The sequence below is a fragment of the Curtobacterium sp. AC273 genome (genome assembly GCF_979253735.1).
In genome coordinates, this window is the sequence record NZ_CEEDDU010000002.1 from 100,318 (window position 1) to 124,274 (window position 23,957).

General features: G+C 70.9%; 18 protein-coding genes, 1 other RNA gene and 5 pseudogenes. 9 read left to right on the forward strand and 15 right to left on the reverse strand.

The features are described 5' to 3' along the window. Positions 1-35 precede the first annotated feature (35 nt). On the reverse strand, positions 36-1,250 hold the full coding sequence (locus tag ACZ8AI_RS03340) for an amidohydrolase family protein (RefSeq protein WP_464856558.1): 1,215 nt from the start codon (positions 1,248-1,250) through the stop codon (positions 36-38). A gap of 102 nt (positions 1,251-1,352) precedes the next feature. On the opposite strand from ACZ8AI_RS03340, the gene ACZ8AI_RS03345 reads away from it, so the two are divergent. The 3 genes from ACZ8AI_RS03345 to ACZ8AI_RS03355 are packed head-to-tail and all read left to right on the forward strand — an operon-like array spanning position 1,353 to position 4,059. After that, a complete protein-coding gene (locus ACZ8AI_RS03345; RefSeq protein WP_464856560.1) occupies positions 1,353-2,303 on the forward strand; it encodes a PLP-dependent transferase in 951 nt (316 codons plus the stop codon). Beyond that, positions 2,219-2,749, forward strand: a complete 531-nt coding sequence (locus ACZ8AI_RS03350; RefSeq protein ID WP_464856852.1) for a PLP-dependent transferase — start codon at positions 2,219-2,221, stop codon at positions 2,747-2,749. The genes ACZ8AI_RS03345 and ACZ8AI_RS03350 overlap by 85 nt, the downstream gene beginning before the upstream one ends. 2 nt (positions 2,750-2,751) lie before the next feature. Beyond that, positions 2,752-4,059, forward strand: coding sequence for an LLM class flavin-dependent oxidoreductase (locus ACZ8AI_RS03355; RefSeq protein ID WP_464856562.1), 1,308 nt, complete (start codon positions 2,752-2,754; stop codon positions 4,057-4,059). A 132-nt stretch (positions 4,060-4,191) separates the two neighbouring features. Here the strand turns inward: ACZ8AI_RS03355 and ACZ8AI_RS03360 are convergent, their stop codons facing one another. The 11 genes and pseudogenes from ACZ8AI_RS03360 to ACZ8AI_RS03410 form a co-directional block, all read right to left on the reverse strand. Beyond that, positions 4,192-4,545 carry a hypothetical protein gene (locus ACZ8AI_RS03360; protein ID WP_464856564.1) on the reverse strand — a complete coding sequence of 118 codons (354 nt, stop codon included), beginning with the start codon at positions 4,543-4,545 and terminating at the stop codon, positions 4,192-4,194. Beyond that, entirely contained in the window at positions 4,508-5,854 is a 1,347-nt protein-coding gene (locus ACZ8AI_RS03365; protein WP_464856566.1) for an APC family permease, read from the reverse strand. Before ACZ8AI_RS03365 ends, ACZ8AI_RS03360 begins: the two co-directional genes overlap by 38 nt. A gap of 127 nt (positions 5,855-5,981) precedes the next feature. Beyond that, the gene (locus tag ACZ8AI_RS03370) at positions 5,982-6,806 is read right to left on the reverse strand and encodes a hypothetical protein (RefSeq protein ID WP_464856568.1); all 825 of its coding nucleotides are present in this window, start codon (positions 6,804-6,806) and stop codon (positions 5,982-5,984) included. Positions 6,807-6,961: 155 nt separating this feature from the next. Next, positions 6,962-7,339, reverse strand: a transfer-messenger RNA (tmRNA) gene (ssrA, locus tag ACZ8AI_RS03375). Between the two features lie 103 nt (positions 7,340-7,442). Further along, complete coding sequence (gene smpB / locus ACZ8AI_RS03380; protein WP_022907777.1) at positions 7,443-7,919, reverse strand: SsrA-binding protein SmpB; 477 nt, start codon at positions 7,917-7,919, stop codon at positions 7,443-7,445. Positions 7,920-8,076: 157 nt separating this feature from the next. Continuing rightward, positions 8,077-8,991 (reverse strand): permease-like cell division protein FtsX, encoded by a 915-nt coding sequence (gene ftsX, locus ACZ8AI_RS03385; protein ID WP_071293328.1) that lies wholly within the window; start codon positions 8,989-8,991, stop codon positions 8,077-8,079. Further along, positions 8,988-9,747, reverse strand: a pseudogene (gene ftsE, locus ACZ8AI_RS03390) (cell division ATP-binding protein FtsE). The gene ftsX and the pseudogene ftsE overlap by 4 nt, the downstream one beginning before the upstream one ends. 51 nt (positions 9,748-9,798) lie before the next feature. Then, complete coding sequence (prfB, locus tag ACZ8AI_RS03395) at positions 9,799-10,908, reverse strand: peptide chain release factor 2 (RefSeq protein WP_464856571.1); 1,110 nt, start codon at positions 10,906-10,908, stop codon at positions 9,799-9,801. A 73-nt stretch (positions 10,909-10,981) separates the two neighbouring features. Further along, positions 10,982-11,713 carry a class I SAM-dependent methyltransferase gene (locus ACZ8AI_RS03400; protein WP_464856573.1) on the reverse strand — a complete coding sequence of 244 codons (732 nt, stop codon included), beginning with the start codon at positions 11,711-11,713 and terminating at the stop codon, positions 10,982-10,984. Next, positions 11,706-12,161 carry a hypothetical protein gene (locus tag ACZ8AI_RS03405; protein WP_464856575.1) on the reverse strand — a complete coding sequence of 152 codons (456 nt, stop codon included), beginning with the start codon at positions 12,159-12,161 and terminating at the stop codon, positions 11,706-11,708. The genes ACZ8AI_RS03400 and ACZ8AI_RS03405 overlap by 8 nt, the downstream gene beginning before the upstream one ends. A 19-nt stretch (positions 12,162-12,180) precedes the next feature. Continuing rightward, positions 12,181-13,348 (reverse strand): annotated as a pseudogene (locus ACZ8AI_RS03410) (cysteine desulfurase family protein). A 485-nt stretch (positions 13,349-13,833) separates the two neighbouring features. Here ACZ8AI_RS03410 and ACZ8AI_RS03415 point away from each other — a divergent pair. From ACZ8AI_RS03415 to glgB, 5 genes and pseudogenes are all read left to right on the forward strand, one after another. Then, complete coding sequence (locus ACZ8AI_RS03415; protein ID WP_464856577.1) at positions 13,834-14,637, forward strand: hypothetical protein; 804 nt, start codon at positions 13,834-13,836, stop codon at positions 14,635-14,637. 162 nt (positions 14,638-14,799) lie between these two features. Next, positions 14,800-15,498 carry a hypothetical protein gene (locus ACZ8AI_RS03420; RefSeq protein ID WP_464856579.1) on the forward strand — a complete coding sequence of 233 codons (699 nt, stop codon included), beginning with the start codon at positions 14,800-14,802 and terminating at the stop codon, positions 15,496-15,498. 228 nt (positions 15,499-15,726) lie between these two features. Next, positions 15,727-17,698: pseudogene (locus ACZ8AI_RS03425) on the forward strand (maltotransferase domain-containing protein). Beyond that, positions 17,695-18,075 carry a hypothetical protein gene (locus ACZ8AI_RS03430; RefSeq protein ID WP_464856581.1) on the forward strand — a complete coding sequence of 127 codons (381 nt, stop codon included), beginning with the start codon at positions 17,695-17,697 and terminating at the stop codon, positions 18,073-18,075. Before ACZ8AI_RS03425 ends, ACZ8AI_RS03430 begins: the two are co-directional and overlap by 4 nt. A gap of 230 nt (positions 18,076-18,305) precedes the next feature. Further along, positions 18,306-20,442: pseudogene (glgB, locus tag ACZ8AI_RS03435) on the forward strand (1,4-alpha-glucan branching protein GlgB). A 240-nt stretch (positions 20,443-20,682) separates the two neighbouring features. On the opposite strand, the pseudogene ACZ8AI_RS03440 reads toward glgB, so the two are convergent. The 3 genes and pseudogenes from ACZ8AI_RS03440 to ACZ8AI_RS03450 all read right to left on the reverse strand — a co-directional run. After that, positions 20,683-20,928: pseudogene (locus tag ACZ8AI_RS03440) on the reverse strand (tetratricopeptide repeat protein); the annotation flags it as partial. Continuing rightward, on the reverse strand, positions 20,883-22,229 hold the full coding sequence (locus tag ACZ8AI_RS03445) for a thioredoxin family protein (protein WP_464856583.1): 1,347 nt from the start codon (positions 22,227-22,229) through the stop codon (positions 20,883-20,885). The gene ACZ8AI_RS03445 and the pseudogene ACZ8AI_RS03440, both read right to left, overlap by 46 nt. A gap of 6 nt (positions 22,230-22,235) precedes the next feature. Further along, entirely contained in the window at positions 22,236-23,375 is a 1,140-nt protein-coding gene (locus ACZ8AI_RS03450; protein WP_464856585.1) for a hypothetical protein, read from the reverse strand. A 182-nt stretch (positions 23,376-23,557) separates the two neighbouring features. Between ACZ8AI_RS03450 and ACZ8AI_RS03455 the strand changes: the two genes are divergently transcribed. Beyond that, complete coding sequence (locus tag ACZ8AI_RS03455; RefSeq protein ID WP_464856587.1) at positions 23,558-23,896, forward strand: hypothetical protein; 339 nt, start codon at positions 23,558-23,560, stop codon at positions 23,894-23,896. The last annotated feature ends 61 nt before the right edge of the window (positions 23,897-23,957 follow it).

Here is a 23,957-nt window from a genome sequence, read left to right on the forward strand (position 1 = left end):
CAGACGGCGCGGAGCCGGCTCGCGCGTTCCGCGCGTCACTCCCAGGGGTGCTGCGCCAGCTCCGCGGGGTCGAACACCCGGCCGCCCGCGACGACGAGCGACCGCGGCACCCGGCGGACGAGGGCGTCCATCGGGTTCTCCGCGTCGACGAGCACGACGTCGGCGCGGGCTCCCGCGACGAGGTCGTGCTCCTCGTCGGTGACGAACCGGGCGCCGTCGCGCGAGGCGATCTGCACGACGCGCGTGAGGTCCTCGTCCCGCACGACCCCACCGGCCCGCGCGTACTGCCACGCGATGCCGAGCAGGTCGCCGTCCCCGTAGGGGCTCCAGAGGTCGCGGATGCCGTCGGTGCCGAAGCCGAAGCGGACCCCGGCTTCGTCGAACTCGTGCAACGGCAGCTGCTTGAGCCGGACCGGGGCGACGGTCGTCATCGTGACGCCCAGTGCCGCCATCCGGGCGAGCAGGTCACGGCGCCGGACCGGTTCGACGTCGACGATCGCGAAGCCGTGCGCGATGTTCACCTTCCCCGGTGCGATGCCCAACCGCTCCACCCGATCGAGGACCAGGTCGAACGAGAACGCGCCGAGCTCGGCGGGCTCGTGCAGGTGGACGTCGATGCCGCAGCCGGTGTCGGCGGCGATGGCGAACAGGCCGTCGAGCTGTCCGACCGGGTCGCGGTCGATGAGGGACGGATCGAGCCCGCCGATGTGGTCCGCACCGGCGAGCGCCGCCTGCCGGAGCAGGTCGAGGACGCCGGGCCGGCGGAGGACGCCGTCCTGCGGGAACGCCACGATCGACAGCTCGACCGCGCCGTCGAGCGCGGCACCGGCGGCGCGGACGGCCTCGATCCCGCGGAGCCCGACACCGAGGTCGACGTCCACGTGGGTGCGGACGCGCGTGGTGCCGGTGCGGAGGGACTCGCGGAGGACCCGGGTGGCGACGGCCTCGCCGGGGATGCCGAGGGCGTCTCGACGGGCCCGTTCGTGGGCGATGCGTCCCTCGGTGCCGCCCTCGCCGCCGTAGGACTCCCACGGGTGTCCCCACCAGCTCTTGTCGACGTGCGCGTGGGTGTTCACGAGCCCGGGGAGTGCGAGTCGCCCGCCGCCCTCGACCACGGTCGCGGTGCCGTCCGGCACCGCACCGGGAGCGGTGACGGCGGCGATGCGGGAGCCCGCGACGACGACGTCGGCGCGGTCCCCTCCCCACGGTCGTACGTCACGGATGAGCAGGGTCGCGTCGTCGTCCACCATGCCTCCCATCGTGGCAGAGCGCGCCGCCGTAACCCGACGCCGCAATCAGGAGCGCTGCGGCGAAGCCTGCGAGAGTACGGGCACGACGGCAGGAGGTGTCCCGTGGCGGACGATGAGCACGGTTTCGCGACCGAACAGGTGCACGGCGGGTTCGAGCCCGACGCCGGCCACGGTGCACGGGTCCCCGCGATCCACATGTCGTCGGGCTTCCTCTTCGACGACTTCGACCAGGCCCGCGACCGCTTCGCCGGCACCGACGACGGCTACACCTACACGCGGCTCGGCAACCCGACGAACGCCGACGTCGAACGCCGGGTGGCCCTGCTCGAGCGTGGCGTCGAGTCGATCCTGGTCGGCAGCGGCCAGGCCGCGGCGACGATCGCGTTCCTCGGGATCCTGCAGGCCGGCGACCACGTGGTCAGTGCGCGGAGCATCTACGAGGGCACCCGCGGCCTGCTCGTGCAGAACCTCGGCCGGCTCGGCATCGAGGTCGACTTCGTCGCCGACGCGCGCGACCTCGACGAGTGGGCGCGACTCGTCCGTCCGAACACGAAGGCGTTCTTCGCCGAGACGATCCCGAACCCGAAGAACGACGTCCTCGACATCACCGGCGTCGCCGACACCGCGCACCGTGCGGGGGTCCCCCTCATCGTCGACAACACGCTGGCGACGCCGTACCTCGTCCGGCCGGTGGAGCACGGCGCCGACATCGTCGTGCACTCGGCGTCGAAGTTCCTGTCCGGCCACGGTGCCGGCCTCGGCGGCGTGGTCGTCGACGGCGGCACGTTCGACTGGTCCGCCTCCCCGAGCGCTGGTCCCACCTCACCAGCCCCGAGCGGTCCCTCGGCGGCCAGAGCTACGTCGAGCGCTACGGTTCCCGGGCGTACGTCGTGTTCGCGCGGGACGTCGTCGCCTCGCGCATCGGTCCCACCCCGTCGCCGTTCAACGCCTTCCTGCTGCGCCAGGGCATCGAGACGCTCAGCCTGCGGGTGGAACGCCACAGCGCGAACGCGCTGGCCGTCGCGGAGTTCCTGGACCAGCAGCCGGACGTGACGAGCGTCGACCACGCGGGTCTCGCCTCCAGTCCGTACCACGACCTCGCCCAGCGCTACCTGCCGCGCGGTGCCGGCTCCGTCTTCGCGTTCACGCTGGCGGGCGGCGAAGCCGCCGCGCGCACCTTCATCGACACGGTCCAGCTGTTCAGCCGGATGACCCACCTGGGCGACGTCCGGTCGCTCATCCTGCACCCCGCCACGACGACGCACGCCGGCCGCACCCCGGAGGAACGAGCGGAACAGGGCATCGACGACGGGCTGATCCGGCTGTCGGTCGGCATCGAGGACGTCGCGGACCTCATCCGCGACCTGGAACGCGGGTTCGCCGCCGTGCGTTCCGCAGACGGTGCCGTCGGCCTGGAGGCACGGGTCGAGTCCGCCGCGGACCTCGCGTCGCTCACACACGCCGTTCCGCAGGACCACGTGATCGCCGAGGAACTCTGACCATGGCCGAGCTGCAGCACTTCGGGTACTTCTTCTCGCGCGGCTTCGGCCCGCAGGCGTGGGGCCGCGCCGACTGGGACTGGGGGCACGACTGGACGAAGCCGGACCTGTACCAGCAGTCGGTCCGGGCGCTCGAACAGGCCGGCATGGACCTCGTCATCGCCGAGGACGCGATCTCGCTCGGCAACCCTTCCACCCTCGACCTGCGCATCCGGCAGGCGTACGGCGGGCCGAAGCACGACCCGCTGCTCCTCGCCCCGTACCTCTTCGCCGCGACGTCGCACATCGGCATCGCACCGACGGTGAACGCGGGCATCACGCCGCCGTACCTCGCGGCACGGCAGTTCGCCACGCTCGCGCACCTGTCCGGGTCGCGGCTCGGCATCAACGTCGTGACCGACACCGGGAGCGCGCGGCACGCCGGTCTCGGGCCGCTGCCGCACGACCAGGCCTACGACCGCGCCGAGGAGTGGATCACCCTGCTGCGTCGGCTGTGGGGATCGTGGGGATCGTCCGGGTACGTCGGGGATCCCTCCGACTGGCACTTCGCTGACGGCGACGCCCTCGACGCGTTCCACCACGAGGGCGCGTACTTCACCGCCGACGGCCCGCTCAACGCGTTGCCGATGGGCTCCGACCCGATCGTCGTCTCCCCCGGTGGTTCGGGGCGGGGGCTCGGGTTCGGGGGGACGCACTCGGACGTCCAGCTCGCGCTCGCGCCGCTGTCCGCCGCCGCCGTGCGCGACTACCGCGCTCGTGTGATCGGTGCCGCTGCTGCGGCCGGACGGACGGCGGACGACCTGCGCATCCTGTTCGTCCTCAAGCCCGAGATCGTGTCGTCGCCGGCCGAGGCCGACCGGATCGTCGACGCGTCACGGCACCTGTCCGACGACGACCTGCGCACCGCGGCGATCGCCTGGTCGAGCGACTCCGAGACCGACCTGCTCGCGCTCGACCTCGATGCTCCCGTGCCGGACGGGACCTTCGGCGACCACGTCTCCGCCGGCACGATCCGCGGGCTGCTCGGGGACACCCCGGACGCGCCGCTGCGCACGCTGCTGGAGCGCAAGGCGCGCAAGGGGCGGGTGTCCTCGCGGGAGGGCTTCGTCGGGACCGCCGACGAGTTCGCCGACTTCATCGAGGAGCTCGGCGCCGACGCCGACAACGACGGCATCATCTTCTCCGGCGACCTGCACCCGGCGCAGGTCTACCGGATGTTCGGGGACCTCGTGCCGGTGCTCCGGCACCGTGGGCTCCTGCGTCGGGAGTACGGCGCCGGAGGCATCCGGGCGAACCTGTTCGACTTCTAGTCGCGGCCTGCCGCGGCCCCCGCCGCCGCCCCGCCTGCCCCGCCCTTCCCGCGAACACGCAACGGGAGCGGTTCCTCGCAGCGGTATCCCTCTGCGAGCAACCGCTCCCGTTGCGTCATGCGATCGGATCGATCAGTGGTGGACGGGCTCGACGACCCCCGACTCCTCCACATCGCGGACGTCGTCGGTCGTGCGGAGGATCTCCTCGCGATCGGAGGCGGAGTTGATCGCCCAGTAGTAGATGACCAGCGAGAACACCGCGACCACGACGATGTCGATCCACAGCGGGAACACCGGGTTCGTCAGCGGCCCGAAGTCGCTGAGGAAGACGATGAGGCCCATGCCGATCAGGTAGGGCAGCAGCCACTGGGCCGCCTTCCAGTCCCAACGGGGCTGCACGCTCGTCTTCCCTCGAACACGTTGTTCAGGACGATCACGACGGCGCCGATCAGGATCGCGACGCCGAGCTTCCAGTCCGTGTCCCACCCGGTCCAGAGGATGATGAGGTTCGCGACGATGAACGCGATCGGCGACAGGATCGTCGCGGCGGGCATCCGGTACGGACGCTCGATCTCGGGGATGCGCTTCCGGAACGCCCCGAGGGCCAGCGGAGCCCCGCGTACATCAGGACCGAGGCACTCGTGATGAGGCTGACGAGCCCCTGCCACGAGGGGAACGGTGCGAAGCACGCGCACCCGACGACGAACGCGACGATCAGCCCGACCCACGGCACGCCCTGCTTCGTCGTCCACTCGAAGGCCTTCGGGAAGTAGCCGTTGCGGCTGAGTCCGTACGAGATGCGGGACGTCGCCGTCACGTAGATGAGGTCCGTGCCCGCCGGCGAGATGATCGCGTCGATGAAGATGATCACGGCGAGCCAGGTGAGGCCCGCCGCCATCGCGATGTCGGCGAAGGGACCGGTGTACTTCGTAAAGTCCGCCGTCGCCCACGAGCCCTGGATCGCGGCCGGGCGCAGCACGCCGAGGAACACGATCTGCAGCAGCAGGTAGATCACGAGGCCGATGACCACCGAGCCGATGACCGCGCGCGGGATGTCGCGCTTCGGGTTCTTCGCCTCGCCCGCCAGCTGGTCCGCCTGCTCGAAGCCGAGGAAGGCGAAGATGATCCCCGACGTCGAGACGGCCGCCAGGATGCCCTTCGCGCCCTCGGGCATGAAGCCGTTCGCCGCCGTGAAGTTCGAGCCGTGGAAGCCGCTGAACGCGAGCACGATGATGACGAGCAGGGGGATGGCGACCTTCCACCAGGTCGCCGCGGAGTTCGTGTTCGCGAGGATCTTGACGCTCAGCAGGTTGATCACCGTGACGACCGCCATGAGCAGGACGGCGACCGCGATGCCGGCACCGGTGAGGAGTTGCTGCGTCTCACCGTCCACCGTCGTGGTGTGCAGCCACGGGTGCGCGAACTGCCAGTGCTGCGCGTACTTGATCATCGCCTCGACCTCGATCGGGGCAACCGTGACCGACTGTAGCCACGAGAACCAGCCGAACGAGGCCCCGGCGACGCCACCGAACGCGATGTGGGGGAACCGTGCGGTCCCACCCGCGATCGGGAACATGCCGCCGAGTTCGGCGTGCACGAGTGCGAGGACGAGGATCGCCACGCCGCCGATGAGCCACGAGATGATCGCGGCCGGTCCGGCGGTCTTCAGCGCCTCCTGCGAGCCGAAGAGCCAGCCGGAGCCAATGATCGACCCCGTCGAGGCCCAGATGAGCCCGATGAAGCCGACGTTGCGCTTGAGGCCGGAGTCCGGCAGCGCCTGTGTCGTTGTAGCCACTGTTGCTCCTGTCGAGTGAGCGCGGCCCCGCGAACAGGAACCGCGCTCATCGACTCTGGCACCGTGTCAGCCGATTGGCCGGATTCTTTAACACGATGGAAACAATGGTGCTGTACAAGCACTCAGGCTACTTCTTGCCCTTCTTGCTGTCCTTCTTCTTGCCGTCCTTCTTCTTGCCGTCCTTCTTCTTGCCGTCCTTGTTCTTGCCGTCCTTCTTCTTGCTGTCCTTCTTCGACGTCTTCTTCTTGTCGTCCTGCTTCTTCGACGACTTCTTCTTCTTCTCGCTCGGCTGCTCGGGCTCGTCGTCGTGGACGGAGACCGTGTCCGTGTCGTCCGTGTCGTCGGGCAGCGACAGTCCGTCGACCGGTTCGACCACGACCGCGCTGCCGGTGTCCTCGAGCACGTCGACCGCCTGCTCCTCGACGACCGGGGCCAGGGCGTCCTCCACCCGCTCGACGACGAGTTCCGCACCGTCCTCGGCGAGCCGGAGCAGCGCCTGGGCAGCGCGGAGCCGGGTCGTCGACTTCCGGGCGAGCACGTCGGACCGAGCACCCTCGAGAAAGGCTCGGAGCGACTGCTCGACGACCGAACGGCCGCGAGGCGCCGAACGGTCGAGCCGGTCCAGCTCGCCGGCGATACCGGACACGTCGTCCTCGACGTGCTCGTGCCGAACGGACTCGATCAGCGCGGCGACGGCGGCGCCGGCACGCTCGACGGCGGCACTGCGCTGGTCGAGCACGACGAGCATCTCAAAGGTCGAACCGTACGAGAGCGTCTCGAGACGGACCGGTTCGGCCCCGCGCCCTCGGACGACCAGCCGGGCCTCGGGTGTCGGCAGCCACGCGATCACCGCGGCGACCGTGGCGACGGACCCCACGATCCGCTCGTACTCGGCGAGCCCCACTCGCTCCTGCTCGCGCAGACGGACACGGATCGCGATTTCCTGCACCACGTGCGGACCTCTCGTTTCGCCGACCGGCACGAGCGAGTTCCCGCGCCTGCCCCGGAGCGTAGTCCCCCGACGTGACACGACGACGAACGCCCCGCCTTCGTCCTGGGGGACGATGACGGGGCGTTCAGCACGACAGCGGCTCGACGACCGGCGAATGGTGGAGATGGGGGGAATCGAACCCCCGTCCATCGCTGCAATTCGACGTCTTCTACGGGCGTATCCGGATGATTCGTTCTGCTCGGCCCCGTCCTTTGCTACCGGCTTCTAGGACGACGGGCCCAGTCTCAGTGCAAGTCCCGCACGGCCCCGAGGCGCAACCGTGCAGCAAGTCCTCTGGATGACGCCGGAACTCAGGTTAGAAGACGATCACCTGGCCGACGGACTTCATGCGCTGGGCTGCTTACGCAGCGAGAGCGAAGTCAGTGCGCTTGGAATTGGCACTTGTTGTTTTCCACGGATCGTTCACGAGATGACCGTGGGTCCTCGGCCCGCTTCCCGTCGGCACACAGGCAATGTCGAAACCGATCATCCCCATGCGGGCCGGACGTGCGAGCCGCTGTCACGCTGTTGAGTTACCAGGTCGCTCCCGGAGGAGCAGTCCCTCAGTCTAGTCGACCGAGGGCGTCCGCGCCAGCGTCACTCGCCGACGCGGTTGCGGGTGCGCATGGCCCGTTCGGCCTCGCGCTTGTCGGTCTTCTCGCGGAGCGCCTGGCGCTTGTCGAACTCGCGCTTGCCCTTCGCGACCGCGATCTCGACCTTGGCCCGGCCGTCGTGGAAGTAGATCTGCAGCGGCACGAGCGTGTACCCGCCCTGTGCGGTCTTGTGCGAGATCTTGACGATCTGCTGCTTGTGGAGGAGCAGCTTCCGCTTCCGCCGCGGTGCGTGGTTGTTCCACGTCCCCTCGGTGTACTCGGGGATGTGCACCGCGTCGAGCCACGCTTCGCCGCCGTCGATGAAGGCGTACCCGTCGACGAGCGACGCGCGCCCTTCGCGGAGCGACTTCACCTCGGTGCCGGAGAGGACCATGCCGGCCTCGTACGTGTCCTCGATGAGGTAGTCGTGACGCGCACGACGGTTCGTCGCCACGATCTTCTCGCCGCGTTCCTTCGCCATGCGTGTCTCCTCTCGCTGCCCGGTGCTGGTCGACCCGGCGGTGCTGCCAGCCCTACAGACTACTCAACCCACGAGGGGGCGGTGCACCTTCCCGGCGTGCCGCGCGTCGTCGGCCGGATCGACCGACGCGCGAGAGCGAGTGCGGGAGCGGGGCGCGTCAGACCTTCAGGTAGCGGCGGATCGCGATGAGCGCCGAGAGCGCCGCGAGGACGACCCCGATGACGATCACCGCCGGCACCACGATGGCCGCGTCACCCATGCCGATGAACGCCGTCCCGGAGAACCGCTGCGACAGGTAGTTCCGGACGAAGAACCAGACCACCGCCACGATCGCGCCACCCGCGAGGACCGCCCCGATGGCCGCGGCGATCACCCCCTCGAGCACGAACGGTGTCTGGATGAACCGGTTCGACGCTCCGACGAGCCGCATGATGCCGAGCTCTCGCCTTCGGCTGAACGCGGACAGCCTGATGGTGGTGGCGATGAGGAGCACCGCGGCGATGAGCATCAACGAGGCGATGCCGATCGCCGTGTACGACGACGCGTTGAGCAGGTTGAAGATGGGTTGCAGGTAGCCGCGCTGGTCGACCACACTCTGCACGCCGGCGACCTTCGACAGACTCTCGACGAGCACGTCGGCCTGCGACGGGTTCTTCAGGTTCACCCAGAAGGTCTCGTTCAGGTACTCGGGCTTCACGAACTCCGTCGCGGGCGAGTCCTTGAACTGCTGCTTGAAGCGGTCGAACGCCTGGTCCTGGTCCTCGTAGTACGTCTTCTCGATGTACGGCTTGAGGGTCGACGAGTCGAGCTGCTGCTGCACCTGCTGCCGCTGGTCGTCGGTCGCCTTCGCGCCGGTGCAGTTGCCCGTGGTGTCGGTGTCGGTGCAGAGGTAGACCGCGACCTGCGCCCGGTCGTACCAGTACCCCTTCATCTGGTTGATCTGCATCTGGAGCAGGATCGCGGTGCCCACGAAGGTGAGCGAGATGAAGGTCACCAGGACGACGGAGACGACCATCGACGCGTTGCGACGCAGGCCCGAGGCGACCTCGGACATGACGAGCCCGAGCCTCATCGGATGATCCCCGGGATGGTCTGGATGCCTGTGGTGTTCGAGACGCCCGAGCCGCGCTGGATCGGGACGGCCTGGGTCTGGTACCCGCCGGACTGCTCGTCGCGGAGGATCGTGCCGTTCGACAGCTCGATGACGCGACGCTGCATCTGGTTCACGATGCTGGCGTCGTGGGTCGCCATGAGCACGGTGGTGCCTCCCTGGTTGATGCGTTCGAGGAGCGCCATGATGCCGGCCGAGGTCGTCGGGTCGAGGTTGCCGGTGGGCTCGTCGGCGAGCAGGATCGCCGGCTTGTTGACGACGGCACGGGCGATCGCCACACGCTGCTGCTCACCGCCGGAGAGCTCGTGCGGCATGCGGGTCGCCTTGCCGGCGAGCCCCACGAGCTTCAGCACGTCGGTGACGGCCTCGCTGATGAAGCCCTTGCTCTTGCCGATCACCTGCAGCGAGAACGCGACGTTGTCGAAGACGTTCTTGTTCGGCAGGAGCCGGAAATCCTGGAAGACGACGCCGAGGTTGCGACGGAAGTACGGGACCTTGCGCGAGGACAGGGAACCGAGGCGCTGTCCGAGCACGTGGATCTGCCCGCGCGACGGCTTCTCCTCCTTCAGCACGAGGCGGAGGAAGCTGGACTTGCCGGACCCGGATGCACCCCACGAGGAAGACGAACTCCCCCTTGAGGATCTCGAGGGAGATGGCGTCGAGGGCGGGACTCGGGTTGCCCGAGTACACCTTGGTGACCTGGTCGAATTTGATCATGACCGGATCAGGGTAGGTCGCCCGCCCTCGAAATCAACCGAGGCGCGCGGCTCAGGAGTCCACCGACTGCTTCCGCCAGCGGATGCCCGCGTTGATGAAGCCGTCCAGGTCGCCGTCGAACACGGCTGAGGGGTTGTTCACCTCGTGCTCGCTCCGGAGGTCCTTCACCATCTGGTACGGCGCGAGGACGTAGGAACGGATCTGGTCGCCCCAGCTCGCCGTGATGTTGCCGGCGAGCTCCTTCTTCTTCGCGTTCTCCTCTTCCTTCTTCAGGAGGAGCAGGCGCGACTGCAACACGCGCATGGCGGCGGCACGGTTCTGGATCTGCGACTTCTCGTTCTGCATCGAGACGACGGTGCCGGTCGGGATGTGGGTCAGGCGGACCGCGGAGTCCGTCGTGTTGACCGACTGCCCGCCGGGGCCGGACGAGCGGAACACGTCGACGCGGATGTCGTTCTCGGGGATGTCGATGACGGCGGTCTCCGGCATGAGCGGGATGACCTCGACCGCGGCGAACGAGGTCTGGCGCTTGCCGGCCGCGCCGAACGGCGACATCCGGACGAGGCGGTGGGTGCCGGCCTCGACCGACAGCGTGCCGAAGGCGTGCGGTGCGTCGACCTCGAACGTCGCGGACTTGATGCCCGCTTCTTCGGCGTAGGACGTGTCCATCACGGTGGTCTTGTAGCCGTGCTGCTCGGCGTACCGGAGGTACATGCGCATGAGCATCTCGGCGAAGTCCGCGGCGTCCACGCCACCGGCGCCCGCACGGATCGTGATCACGGCGGGGCGGTCGTCGTACTCGCCGTCGAGGAGCGTCTGCACCTCGAGGTCGCCCATCGTCTTCTGGATCGCCTTGAGCTCGGCGACCGCTTCGTCGGCGGACTCCTGGTCCTCGGCCTCGTTCGCCATCTCGACCAGCACCTCGAGGTCGTCGATGCGCTGCTCGGTGTCGGTGATCTTCTTGAGTTCCGACTGCCGGTGGGACAGCGCGCTCGTCACCTGCTGCGCGTGCTCGACGTCGTCCCAGAGGTCCTGGGCCCCGGCCTGCTCGCTGAGTTCGGCGATCTCGCGCTGCAGGCGGTCGACGTCGACCACCGAGCGGATGTTCCCGAAGGTCTCGCGGAGGGCGGAGATCTGCTCGTTGAAGTCCAGTTCGACCATGGTCACCGATCCTACCGGCGCGCGTCCGACACGGCAGACCGCCTGGAGGCGCGGCTCGCGTCCGCCGGATCGGTCACCGGGCAGAAGCGGTGACGACGAGGACGGCGGACGAGTCCACGACCGGGCCGCGCCGCCAGTCGCCGGACACCGCGGTCACGGTGAACCCGGCGGCATCGAGCTGCCGCTCCAGCTCGCTGCGCGTCCGGAAGCGGAGCGTCTGGGTCTCGACGACCGTCTCGCCGGTGCGCAGGAACCGGTTCGACGCGATCAGCCGGACGACCCGCGGCGAGACCTCGTCGGCCCGCGACCACTCCTCGAGCGGCCCGTGGGCGGTGTCGCGGGTGGTCCGCTCGCTCGAGGTCCACCCGCCCCACGCCTCGGCCGACGGGTTGCGGCTCTCGAAAGCCAGGGTCCCGCCGCGTCGGAGCGCCCCGCGCAGGTCCCGGAGGGTGCGTGCCCAGTCCTCGTCGTCGATGTGCTGGGCGACGTTCCCCGTCATGACGGCGAGGTCGGCGGGCTCGTCAGGGCACACCGGGACCTGCCGGCTGTCGCCGAGGATCCACGTCACCGACCCGGCGCCGGGCCGCTGGCGGGCGTGGTCGAGCATGGTGGCCGACGGGTCGACGCCGACGACACGCCGCCCCGTACCGGCGAAGGTCACGGTGAGGATGCCCGTGCCGCAGCCGAGGTCGATGATCGAACGCGCGCCCGACTCGTCGGCGATGGCCCGGTAGAAGTCGTGATCGGGACCGTCCGGGTTGTCGTCGTCGTAGAGGTCCACGAGTCGGCGGTCGTGGTCAGCCACGGTCGGACGGCTCCGCGTCCTCGCACGCCCATCCGGGTGCGAACGCCTCGTCGAGACGTCGGAGCGCTTCCGGGTGCTCCCCATCGCTGCACCTCCGAGCAGTCGTCCGATGCTCGAGCGGCCGACGGTCACCCAGTGGGTAGGCGAACCCCGCCCCGGGGTAACTGCCGGAGTTGCCCGAGGACTCACCGACCTGCGTCCGGTAGCCGTCCGGGAACACGAGCTCCTGGCCCAACGGCAGGCAGGCCTGCGGGTCCGTCCCGTCCAGTGTCTCGACGCTCACCGGCGCTGAGACAGTGCACGTCGGCGGCTCGACCGCGTCCGACCCCGACAGCGTGAGGACGCCGTCGCGCTGGCCGGCCGCGACGCAGCCGGACGCCGTCGTCCCCACGAGCACCACCAACAGCACGACGGCGGACACGCGGAGGGACACAGCGCCATTGTGCACGAGGCGGAGCGCGTCGGGCCTACCGCCCGAGCAACGGTGCCCGCGACGCCATGCCCGCAGCACCGGCACGGGCCACCGCATCCGGCAGCGCCGCGAGGAACGCGTCGACGTCGGCATCGGTGGTGGTGTGCCCGAGCGTGATCCGGAGCGCACCACGGGCGTCCTGCTCGGACAACCCCATCGCGAGGAGCACGTGCGACGCCTCGGGCACGCCGGCCTGGCACGCCGAGCCGGTCGACACGGCGACCCCCGCGGCGTCGAGCAGGAACAGCAACGAGTCGCCCTCGCACCCGGGGAACGTGAAGTGCGCGTTGCCCGGCAGCCGGTCGACCGGGTCCCCCATGAGCACCGCGGACGGCACGGCCGCCCGCACACCGGCGATGAGCCCGTCACGCATCGCGGTCACCGGCGCGTGCGGTACCGCCGCCGCGACACCGAACGCCGCGGCCGCCGGGGCGTCCCGTGCGCCGCTCCGGACCTGTCGCTGCTGCCCGCCGCCGTGGATGAGCGGCTCGACCGTCGCCTTCCGGCCGAGCACGAGCGCACCGATGCCGACGGGACCGCCGACCTTGTGCGCGGACACGCTCAGCGCGTCGAGACCGGATGCGGCGAACGAGACCGGGACCTGCCCGTACGCGGCGACCGCGTCGCTGTGCACGTGGCACGCCGGCGGCGTGCGCCAGCTCGACGATCCGCGCCACCGGCTGGATGGTGCCCACCTCGTTGTTCGCCTCGGAGAGGAACGTCACCAGGGCGACGTCCGAGGCGTCGGCGAGTCGCGCCTCCAGGCCGGCGAGGTCGACGCGACCCTGCGCGTCCAACGGGACCACGTCCACGACCGCGCCCTCGTGGCGTTCGAGCTCACTCCACCGTGTCGACGGTCGCGTGGTGCTCGCCGCCCGGGACGACGATGGGGACGCGGCCGATCCTGCTGCCGGGCCCAGAAGAGCCCCTTCACGGCGAGGTTGATGCTCTCGGTGCCACCGGAGGTGAAGACCACCTCGACGGGGTCGGCGTCGAGCGACGCCGCGACGGCTGCATCGGCCGTCCTCGAGCAGCATCTTCGCCTGCTGCCCCGCGCTGTGGATCGACGCGGGGTTGCCGACGGTGCCGAGGGCAGCCGTGAAGGCGGCGAGCGCCTCCGGCAGGATCGGCGTCGTCGCGGCGTGGTCGAGGTAGACCGTCAAGCTGCACCCTCCCGAACGAGCGATTCCAGGATACCCGCGGGTCCTCGTACCCTGGTCCTCATGCGCGAGACGGTTGTGGACGAGGTCCCGGGGTTCCACCTGGGGACCGGTGGCGCCCGCTTCTCGGTGCGGTCGGCGACGGCGACCTCGGTCACCCTGGTGGTGGACGGGCGCGGTTCCTTCCCGCTGACGAACACGGGCGACACCCGGGCGGCGGACGTGCCGGGGTCGAACCGGGCGACACGTACCACCTGCTCGTCGACGGGCCGACCGGGCCGCGGCACGAGTTCGACGCCACCCGGCCGCTGCTCGACCCGGCCGCACGCGGGATCGCGCCGGCGCCGCACCCCGCGGCGGGCGCGGGCGACGCGACGGGTACGGAAGCGCCGGCGGCGCACGCCGCGCGCTGGACGAGCGTCGTCGTCGACGAGTCCTTCGACTGGGGCGGCGTCGTCAAGCCGCGCACCCCGCTCGACCGGACCCTGGTGTACGAGGCGAACGTGCGGACCCTCACCGCCGCGAACCCGCACCTGCCCGAGGACCTGCGCGGCACGTACGCGGGCATCGCGCACGAGAGCACCATCGCGCACCTCCACCGCCTCGGCGTGACGACGCTCGAGCTCCTGCCCGTGCACGCCTTCGACACCGAGCACCGGCTGCAGGACGCCGGCCGCGAGAACGCCTGGGGCTACAACACCCTCGGCTTCTTCGCCCCGCACGCGGCCCACGCCTCCCCGGTGCCCGGGCCGACGGGGCCTCGGCGGTCCTCCGCGAGTTCAAGGGGATGGTCCGGCTGCTGCACGAGGCCGGCATCCAGGTCGTCCTCGACGTCGTCTACAACCACACCGCGGAAGAGGGCCTGGGCGGTCCGACCTCAGCCGCTGCGCGGCATCGACGGGGCGAACCGGTACCGGTGGTCGCCGGCCGGCGAGGCCGCCTCGTACTTCGACACCACGGGCTGCGTGGAACACCCTCGACACCTCGGTCGAGGCGACCGCGGACCTCATCGTCGACAGCCTCGCGTGCTGGGCACGCGAGGTGCAGGTCGACGGGTTCCGCTTCGACCTGATGGCAGCACTCGCCCGCGACGCCCACCACGTCTTCGACCCGCAGCACCCGCTCCTCGACCGGATCCGAACCACCCCGACCTGCAGGACACGCTCGTCATCGCCGAACCGTGGGACGCTCGGGCCCGACGGCCGGAAGACCGGTTCCTTCGGCGCGGCAGGAGACCACACGAGCGAGTGGAACGACGGGTTCCTGGAACACGGTGCGGCAGTTCTGGCTGACCGACATCGCCGAGGAGCGCCGCAACGGCACCCCGGGCCACCGGCATCGGCGCGCTCGCCGGCGCCCTGACCGGGTCGCGGCACCTGTTCGGCACCGCCCGTGGTCCGCTCGCGGGGATCAACTTCGTCACCGCCCACGACGGCTTCACGCTGCTCGACCTGGTGTCGTACGACGGCAAGCACAACGAGGCGAACGGCGAGGAGAACCGCGACGGCTCGAACGACAACCGCTCGTTCAACCACGGGATCGAGGGCGACACCGCCGACCGCGGCGTGCGAGCCGCCCGGGGCCGCTCGATGCGCAACCTGCTCGGCACCCTGATGCTGTCGGCCGGGGTGCCGATGCTCACGGCCGGCGACGAGCGGAGCCGGACCCAGCACGGCAACAACAACGCCTACGTGGTGTCGGAGGACCTCACGCCGGTGAACTGGTCCGACGACGAGGACACCGAGGCCATGACCGAGGTGGTCGCCGCCCTCGCCCGGCTCCGGGCAGCGCACCCCGCGCTCCGGCCGACGCGCTTCGGGGTCGAGGGGCAGGAGACACCGGGGGCGTCCCGGATGTCCTGGTACGGGCCGGACGGCCACCCGATGACGCTCGAGGGGTGGGACCAGCCGATCCACCGGGCGTTGCAGTACTTCGTCGAGTCGACGCCGGAGCACGAGCCGTACGACCGCGTGCTCGTCGTCGTGCACGGCAGCGGGCGCACGCGCGACCTCACCCTGCCGGTCCGCGAGGACGTCGTCGGCTACCGGCTCGTCTGGTCCAGCGAGAAGCACCGCGACCACGAGCGGCCCCGTCCCGCCGGGCAGGTCTTCACGGCGTACGGGCCGGGGATCCACGTCTTCGAGATCGCGTAGCGACGGGCGCGCTTCGCGCTCCGTCGCGCGCGTTCTGCCGTCACGCCCGTCGCGGCCGACCACGGGCCTGGAGGCGCGTGGCGGCGTCGCCACGCGCCTCCAGGCCGTCCCTCCACAGCCCCACGGCGCGCCCGGCCCTCCACAGAGGGCGGATTCCGGGGAACGTGGAGGCGCTCGCCGGGTAGCGTCGGCTCCGTGGCCACCGCAGACCGACCCCGCCGTCCGAAGATCGGGCGCATCCCGATCACCGAGCTCGCCCCCACGACCCCGAACGGATTCCCCGGCAAGGCGTACGACGGCGAGGTGATCACGTTCGGTGCGACCGTCTTCCGCGAGGGGCACGGCATCATCGGCGCCGACCTCGTGATCGAACGCCTCGACGGCGGCACGCGCACCGTGCCGATGGTCCTCGTCGCCGCGGGCACCGACCGGTACGAAGCGACCGTCCAGGTCGACCACGTCGGCGTCTGGTCGTGGCACGTCGAGTTGTACTCCGACGACTGGGCGACGCTGGCTGCACGCCGCACGCCTGAAGATCGCAGCCGGCGTCGACACCGAGGCGACCCTGCTCGACGGCGCGCTGCTGCTCGACCGCCTCGCCGAGGAGACCGGCTCCCCCGCCGCCAGCCGCGCGTCCGAACGCGTGCGCGACACCGACCTCGACCCGGCCGAGCGTCTCGCTGCGGTCGACGATCCCTGGATCACCGGCGAGGTCGAGGACGCCCCGCTCACGTCCCCTCCGGACGCACTCCCCGCGCAGCTGCTCGACGTCGAGCGCACCCGTGCCGGAGTGGGCGCCTGGTACGAGTTCTTCCCCCGGAGCGAGGGCGCGAAGAAGAACGCCGACGGCTCCTGGAAGAGCGGCGACTTCCGCACCGCGGCCCGCCGGCTGCCCGGCGTCGCCCGGATGGGCTTCGACGTCGTCTACCTGCCACCGATCCACCCGATCGGCACGACCGCGCGCAAGGGGCCGAACAACACGCTCACGCCCGGCCCGCACGACCCGGGCAGCCCCTGGGCGATCGGTGGCCCCGAGGGCGGGCACGACGCGATCCACCCCGACCTCGGCACCGAGGACGACTTCCAGGACTTCGTCGAGACCGCGAAGAACACCGGCATGGAGGTCGCGCTCGACTTCGCGCTGCAGTGCTCCCCCGACCACCCCTGGGTCACCGCGCACCCCGAGTGGTTCTACGGTGCGGGCCGACGCCTCGATCGCGACCGCCGAGAACCCGCCGAAGCGCTACCAGGACATCTACCCGATCCAGTTCGACACCGACCCGGAGGGCATCGTCGCCGAGGTCCTCCGGGTGCTCCGGCACCGGATCGCGTTCGGCATCCGCATCTTCCGCGTCGACAACCCGCACACGAAACCGCTCTGGCCCTGGAGAGCGCGTCATCCGCGAGATCCGCGACGAGCACCCGGACACCGTGTTCCTCGCCGAGGCGTTCACCCGCCCGGCGATGATGCGGGCCCTGGCCGAGGTCGGCTTCCAGCAGTCGTACTCGTACTTCACGTGGCGGAACACGAAGGACGAGATCGCCGACTACTTCGACGAGCTGTCCCACGAGACGAGCGCGTACCTGCGTCCGAACCTGTTCGTGAACACCCCGGACACCCTCACGGAGTACCTGCAGTTCGGCGGACGTGCCGGCTACAAGATCCGTGCCGCGCTCGCGGCGACGGGCGCTCCGACGTGGGGCATGTACGCCGGGTACGAGCTCTTCGAGGACGTCGCCCGTCCGGGTTCGGAAGAGAACATCGACAACGAGAAGTACGAGTACAAGCCGCGCGACTTCGCCCTGGCCGAGGCCGAGGGCGCGAGCCTGGCGCCGTACGTCACGATGCTCAACCGGTTCCGGCAGGCGCACCCCGCACTCCGGCAGCTGCGGGAACCTGCACGTGCACGACGCCGAGGACCCGGCGATCGTCGTCTACTCGAAGCACCTGCCCGGCCGGTTCATCCGCTCGGGCCGCGACGACACCGTGATCGTCGTCGCCAACGTCGACTTCACTCGGCCCGTGAGACCACGGTCCACCTCGACCTCGCCGCGCTCGGGCTCGACCCCGAGCAGCAGTTCGACGTCCGCGACGTCGTGACCGGGCAGCGCTGGGTCTGGGGCTCGTCGAACTACGTCCGCCTGGACGCGTGTCCAGGAACCCGTGCACCTGCTCGTCGTGGAGGGACCCTGCCGATGACCGACACCCACCCCGAGGACGACGCACCGAAGGCAGCGCCGACGAACCGGGGCCAGGGCCCCAGCGTGCCGCCGGTCCCGCCGCCCCCGCCGCCCGTGCTCCCGCGTCGGATGCCGTCGGACACGCCCCGCCCCACCCACCTCGCGCAGCACGTCGCACCGGAGGGCTCCGCGCCGCAGGTCCCCGCACCGAAGGCCGCCACCCCGCGGTACGAACCGCTCGTGTCCGGCCCCGGAGAAGACCTGCCCGGCGCTCCCCGGCACAGCGCGAGTCACCTCGACCGTGACGTCCCCGAGTCCGCGACGCTCGCCGGGCACGCGTCCGACGCCGAGCACCCGCGGCACATCGCGGTCGAAGCCGCCTGCGCCCGCGGGTGACCGGACCGTGACCGAGCGGCCGAGCCGAGCGAGCAGGCCGCGCAGGCCGAGCAGGCCTCGGCGGTCGAGGGCACCGTGCCGGCCGAGGCCGGCCCGGGCGACGGCGCCGACGCGCCCACCAGCGAAGGCGGGAGCCCACTCGCCGCGACCAACCCCACGGGGTCGTCCGCGTCCGCAGCCGCAGCACCCGGCCCGCGCCCCGCCCGGTCGAGGAGTGGCTCCGCCAGCAGATCGCCGAAGCGCGCTGGTCGCAGCCGCACGACGTCCTCGGCCCGCACCCCGTCGACGGCGGCACGAGGTCCGGGTCGTCCGGCACCTCGCCACCGCGGTCCGCATCGTCCGACCCGACGGCGACGACATCGAGCTGACCCACGAGGGCGACGGGCTCTGGGCCGGCGCCACCGCCGACACGCTCGGCCGGTACCGGGTCGAAGCCGACTACGACCAGGACCCGTCGACCGACACCGACGACATCACCTGGACGACCGACGACGCCTACCGCTTCCCGCCGACCATCGGTGAGCTCGACCTGCACCTCTTCGGCGAGGGCCGCGACGAGCAGCTCTGGCACCACCTGGGCGCGCACGCGAAGACCGTCGACGGTGTCGACGGAGTGGCGTTCACCGTCTGGGCGCCCCGCGCGACCGCCGTCCGCGTGATCGGCGACTTCGAGGGCTGGGAAGGCCGCACCACCGCGATGCGCCGCCTCACCGACCTCGGCGTGTGGGAGCTGTTCTGGCCGGGCGCGATGGTCGGTCAGCGGTACAAGTTCCAGATCCTCACGGACGCCGGCTGGGTGGAGCGTGCGGACCCGTCTCGCCCGCCGGGCAGAGGTCCCGCCGCTCACCGCCTCCGTCGTCACCCGATCCGACTACACGTGGTCCGAGGGCGACGCGCAGTGGATGGAGCACCGGGCGAAGACGACCACGCACGACCGTCCGATGAGCGTCTACGAGGTGCACCTCGGCTCGTGGCGCCCCGGGTTGTCCTACCGCGAGGCCGCCGACCAGTTGCTCGATGGGGCACGTGCAGTACCTCGGGTTCACCCACGTGGAGTTCCTGCCGCTCGCCGAGCACCCCTTCGGTGGCTCGTGGGGCTACCAGGTCACCGGGTACTACGCGCCGACCTCCGGCTTCGGCACCCCGGACGACCTGCGCTACCTCATCGACCGGCTGCACTCGGCCGGCATCGGCGTGATCATGGACTGGGTCCCCGGGCACTTCCCGAAGGACGAGTGGCGCTCGGCAAGTTCGACGGTCACGCGCTGTTCGAGCACCCGGACCCTGCCGCGGCGAGCAGCTCGACTGGGGCACCTACGTGTTCGACTTCGGTCAGCCGCAGGTCCGCAACTTCCTCGTCGCGAACGCCCTGTACTGGTTCGAGGAGTTCCACATCGACGGGCTCCAAGGTCGACGCCGTCGCGTCGATGCTGTACCTCGACTACTCCCGGACCGAGTGGCTGCCGAACATCCACGGCGGCCGCGAGAACCTCGAGGCGATCTCGTTCCTGCAGGAGACCAACGCCACCGCCTACAAGCGCTACCCCGGCATCGTGATGATCGCCGAGGAGAGCACCCTCGTGGCCCGGCGTCACACAGCCGACGAGCGCCGGCGGCCTCGGCTTCGGCCAGAAGTGGAACATGGGCTGGATGCACGACTCGTTGCAGTACATCGAGCGCGAGCCGCTCTACCGCAGCTACCACCACGACGAGATCACCTTCTCGTTCGTCTACGCGTTCAGCGAGCAGTTCACCCTGCCGATCAGCCACGACGAGGTCGTGCACGGCAAGGGCTCGCCCTACGGCAAGATGCCCGGCGACGAGTGGCAGAAGCGTGCGAACGTCCGCGCCTACCTGGCCTTCATGTGGGCGCACCCCGGCAAGCAGCTGCTCTTCATGGGGCAGGAGTTCGCCCAGCCCTCCGAGTGGTCCGAAGCCCGCGGGCTCGACTGGTGGCTCCTCGACGACCCGGACACCGTGGCGTGCAGACCTCGTCGCGTCGCTCAACCGGGTCTACCGCGAGACCCCGGCGCTCTGGACGCACGACTCCACCGCCGACGGCTTCGAGTGGATCGAGGGCGGTGACGCGCCGCACTCGACGCTCGGGTTCCTCCGGAAGGACGGGGACGACCGCCTCGCGGTGTTCGTCAACTTCTCCGGCGTTCCGGTCGAGCGGCGCTTCGGGCTCCCCGCGGCCGGCGCCTGGCACGGAGGTCCTCAACACCGATGCCGCCGAGTACGGCGGGTCCGGTGTCGGCAACCTCGGTGTCGTCACGGCGGACGAGACCCTCGTGGGCGGGCCGTCCGGCCTCGGCGCACGTGGTGGTGCCCCCGCTCGGCGCCGTCTGGCTGAAGCTGGCCCGCTAGGCCCGCCCGCCGGACTCGCCCCCGCAAACGCACCGCTCGGCGGTTGCTCGCAGCGAAGTACCGCTGCGAGGAGCCGCCGACGTTGCGTTTCGCTGGGCACGCGTGCGGACGCACGCACAGAGGCAGGAGGCGCGGTGCCAGCTGGCACCGCGCCTCCCGTCCGTCGTCTGCGTGTGTCCAGTACAGGGCGCTCGCCAGGTGACGGCGCGCCGCGACGACGCGCGGGTCCTCGGCACCGATGAGCTCGAAGTACTCGACGAGCCGCACGCGCAGGGCCCCTCGGTCGTCGCCGAAGACCGTCGGCACCAGGTCGAGCAGGCGCCCGAAGGCGTCGTCGACGTGACCGCCCGAGATGTCGAGGTCCGCGACGGCGAGCTGCGCCGACACGTCCGACGGCCCGGCAGCTGCGGCGGCACGGATGTCGTCCGCGGTGTGCCCGTTCAACTGGTCGAGGAGTGACACCTGCGCGAGCCCGGCGACGGCCATCTGGTCGTGCGGGTCCTGCAGGATCGCGGTCTTGTACTCCCGGATCGCCGTGGCGAGTCGCCCTGTTCGATCGCGTCGTACGCGGCCTGGTGGTGCGGCGGCAGGGGCTCCGGCTCCGGTTCGCCCTGCTCGACCGCGTCCGCCGGGGCCGCACCGTCGACGGTCACACGACCGGAGACGCCGTTCTGCTCGGCGGCGGCGAGCACCTGCTCGAAGACGTCGCGGACCTGCGCCTCGGGCAGCGCGCCGACGAAGAGCCCGAGCGGGCGTCCGCCGATGAGCGCCGCGACGGTCGGGATCGACTGCGCCTGGAACGCCTGCACGAGCTGCGGGTTCGTGTCGGCGTCGACCTTGGCGAGCAGGACGCGGCCGTCGTACTCGGCGGTCAGCTGCTCGAGGATCGGCGAGAGCTGCTTGCACGGTCCGCACCACTCGGCCCAGATGTCGACGATGACCGGGACGATCGAGGACAGCTGGAGCATGTCCTGGAAGGTCTGGTCGGTGACGTCGAGGACGAGCGACGGGACGGTGAGGTCAGCGCCGTTCTCGGTGCCGGCGCCGGGCGCCGGGGGCGCCGGGCGTGCCGGGGCTCCGGCAGGGGCGGGGGTGCCGCCGGACCGGCGGACGGCTGCCGGCCGCTGCGCGCGGTCGACCAGGATGACAGGTCGACGGCTCCGCGGAGACCGGACGGGGTCGGGGGGACGTTGGTCATTGCACCCCTCACTCGCTGCTGTCAGGCCCTGCGTGAACTGGAGCAGGACCACTTTGTCATCGGTGTCCACCGGGGGCACGTAGAAGAGCAGCTGCACGCCGTAGGTGGCGGTGATGCCCTTCGTGCTGGAGTCGACACCGGAGAGCGCCTTGACCGCGCCCTCGGTGTTCACCTCGGCGCCGGCCGCGGTCGGCGTGACCTTCTCGATCTCGTTGAGCTCGGCGGACACGAGCGCACCGGCGCCGTCGGTCGCGATCGCCACGGCGCTGTCGGCCGGGACCTCGGACGAGTACTCGATCTCGCCGTCGGCGGGATCGACTTCGACTTTCTTGTCCTTGTACGCCTTGCCGATGGTCGAGCGGAGCCCGTCGCCGTCGGCCTCGAACATCGACGCGTAGGTGCTGTCCTTGTCCTTCGACAGGATGTCGCCGTAGACGCGACCGATCTGGTCCGGCGCGATCGAGAGCAGCTTCGTGTTCGGCGCGGCAGCGGCCCCGATCGACGTCGGCGCCAGGCTCGGGATCTTCGCCGCGGCCTCGAGCGAGACGTCGTACGCGACCTTGTAGTCGTCGCGTGCGGAGTCCTGCAACGAGCGTCAGGGCCTGCGGCGCGGACTTGGCGTCGCAGTCCTCGGCGACGACCGCGAAGACGGTGCGCGGCCACGAATCGGTCTGCTGCGGGAGCGCGACGCAGACCTGTTCGGCCGAGATGGACGGCGGCGCCTCGACCTTCGCGTCCTTGCCGCGGATCGTGTAGTTGGCCTCGCGCAGTTCGAGCGCGGCACCGGTGAAGGCGGCCTCCGGCGAGGCGTGCGTCGCGCGTCTCGTCGGCCTGCTTCGCGACGGCTGCGACCCGGTCGACGATGCGGCTGATCTGCTGCTTCGTCGCCGCGGTCGGCTCGGACTGCGCGGCGGCTCCGGTCGCGGTGGCGGTGGGCGTCGGCGTCGCGGCCGAGCTCCCTTGGGGCCAGTAGTCGGACGAGCACCCGGCGAGGCCGAGGGCGCCGACGAGGAGCACCGGGATCGCCACGAGGGCACGACGACCGCGGCGACCGCGGGCGGGTACCTGCGCACCGGCGGCTGCGGCACGACGCGAGGCACGGACGCGCGGCGGACGGGAACCGCCGCTCCGCCGACGCGGGCCACCGGCCACGGCGCTGGTGCACGAACGCCCAGACGAGCAGGACGAGCCCGCCGACGAGGAAGACGCCGCCGGCGACCAGGAGGGGGCCGACGGTCGGGGTCGCGGTGTCACGAGGCCAGGTGACCGAGACGTCGCTCGGCGCCGCGGACGTGCCGTCGCCGACGATGATCACGGAGACGTCCTTCGGCAGACGGACGGTGAACTGACCGGCGCCGTCGTACTCCTGGTACCAGAGGTCGCTGCCGGCGGGGTCGGGGACGCTCGACTCGCTGCCGGTCGTCTTGCCGACCAGGCGGTCCTGCTCGGCGTCGAACCGCATTGTCGTGTGCTCGGCGTCCCCACCCACGCGTCGACGTCGCTGGACTTGCCGTAGGCGGCGAAGACCTTGCCCGACCCGGACACGCTGATGCGCTGGTAGCCGGGGTTCGCGTTGAGCGTCGAGCCCGGGATGACCGTGACCGGTGCCGAGCTCTTCGAGGACGATGCCGGCGACGAGCGACGACGGTGGCTCGAACACCGTCCGTTGTCCGACCGCGAGCGCGACGAGCACCAGACCGATGACGAAACTGACGATCGCCAGGACGAATCGCACGGATCTTCTCCTACCGCGCCGGGGTGGGGGTGACGGCGCGCGAATCAGCGCTCCAGGATAGCGAGCGAGCCTGGACGTCGCATCCCCACCGCTGTCCCCGGTCACAGCCACCCGTCCGTGCCCGCCACTACAATCGTGCCCGGCCGGATCGGGCCCTCCGCCGAGCACCCAGGAGCGAACACGTGGCGAACGACGAGGCCGAGTTCGGGACCGAGCTGCGCGGGTACCGCCGCGACGACGTGGACCGTGCCCTGAACGACCTGCGCCGCGAGCTCATCAAGTCGAACAACGACCGCGCCGACGCCGCGAAGGAGATCCGTCTCCTGCAGTCCCGCGTCTCCGAGCTCCAGGGCGAGCTCGACGAGGCTGGCACCCCCACCGTACAGCGGACTCGGCACGCGCCTCGAGTCCACCCTCCGCGTCGCCGAGGAACAGTCCACCCGCCTCATCAGCCAGGCCGACATCGACGCGCAGCGCCTCCGCGCATCGAGCCGGTCCGAGGCCGAGCGCACCCTGCGTGAGGCGCAGGAGGAAGCCCGCGACACCCTCGAGGACGCCCGCACCCGCTCGACCAACGAACTC

Bases quoted from the DNA above. Each gene is read 5' to 3' on its own strand.
- ACZ8AI_RS03430 (WP_464856581.1), top strand. From the start codon at position 17,695: ATGACCGACACCCACCCCGAGGACGACGCACCGAAGGCAGCGCCGACG.
- ACZ8AI_RS03355 (WP_464856562.1), top strand. From the start codon at position 2,752: ATGGCCGAGCTGCAGCACTTCGGGTACTTCTTCTCGCGCGGCTTCGGC.
- ACZ8AI_RS03340 (WP_464856558.1), bottom strand. From the start codon at position 1,250: ATGGTGGACGACGACGCGACCCTGCTCATCCGTGACGTACGACCGTGG.
- ftsX (WP_071293328.1), bottom strand. From the start codon at position 8,991: ATGAGGCTCGGGCTCGTCATGTCCGAGGTCGCCTCGGGCCTGCGTCGC.
- prfB (WP_464856571.1), bottom strand. From the start codon at position 10,908: ATGGTCGAACTGGACTTCAACGAGCAGATCTCCGCCCTCCGCGAGACC.
- smpB (WP_022907777.1), bottom strand. From the start codon at position 7,919: ATGGCGAAGGAACGCGGCGAGAAGATCGTGGCGACGAACCGTCGTGCG.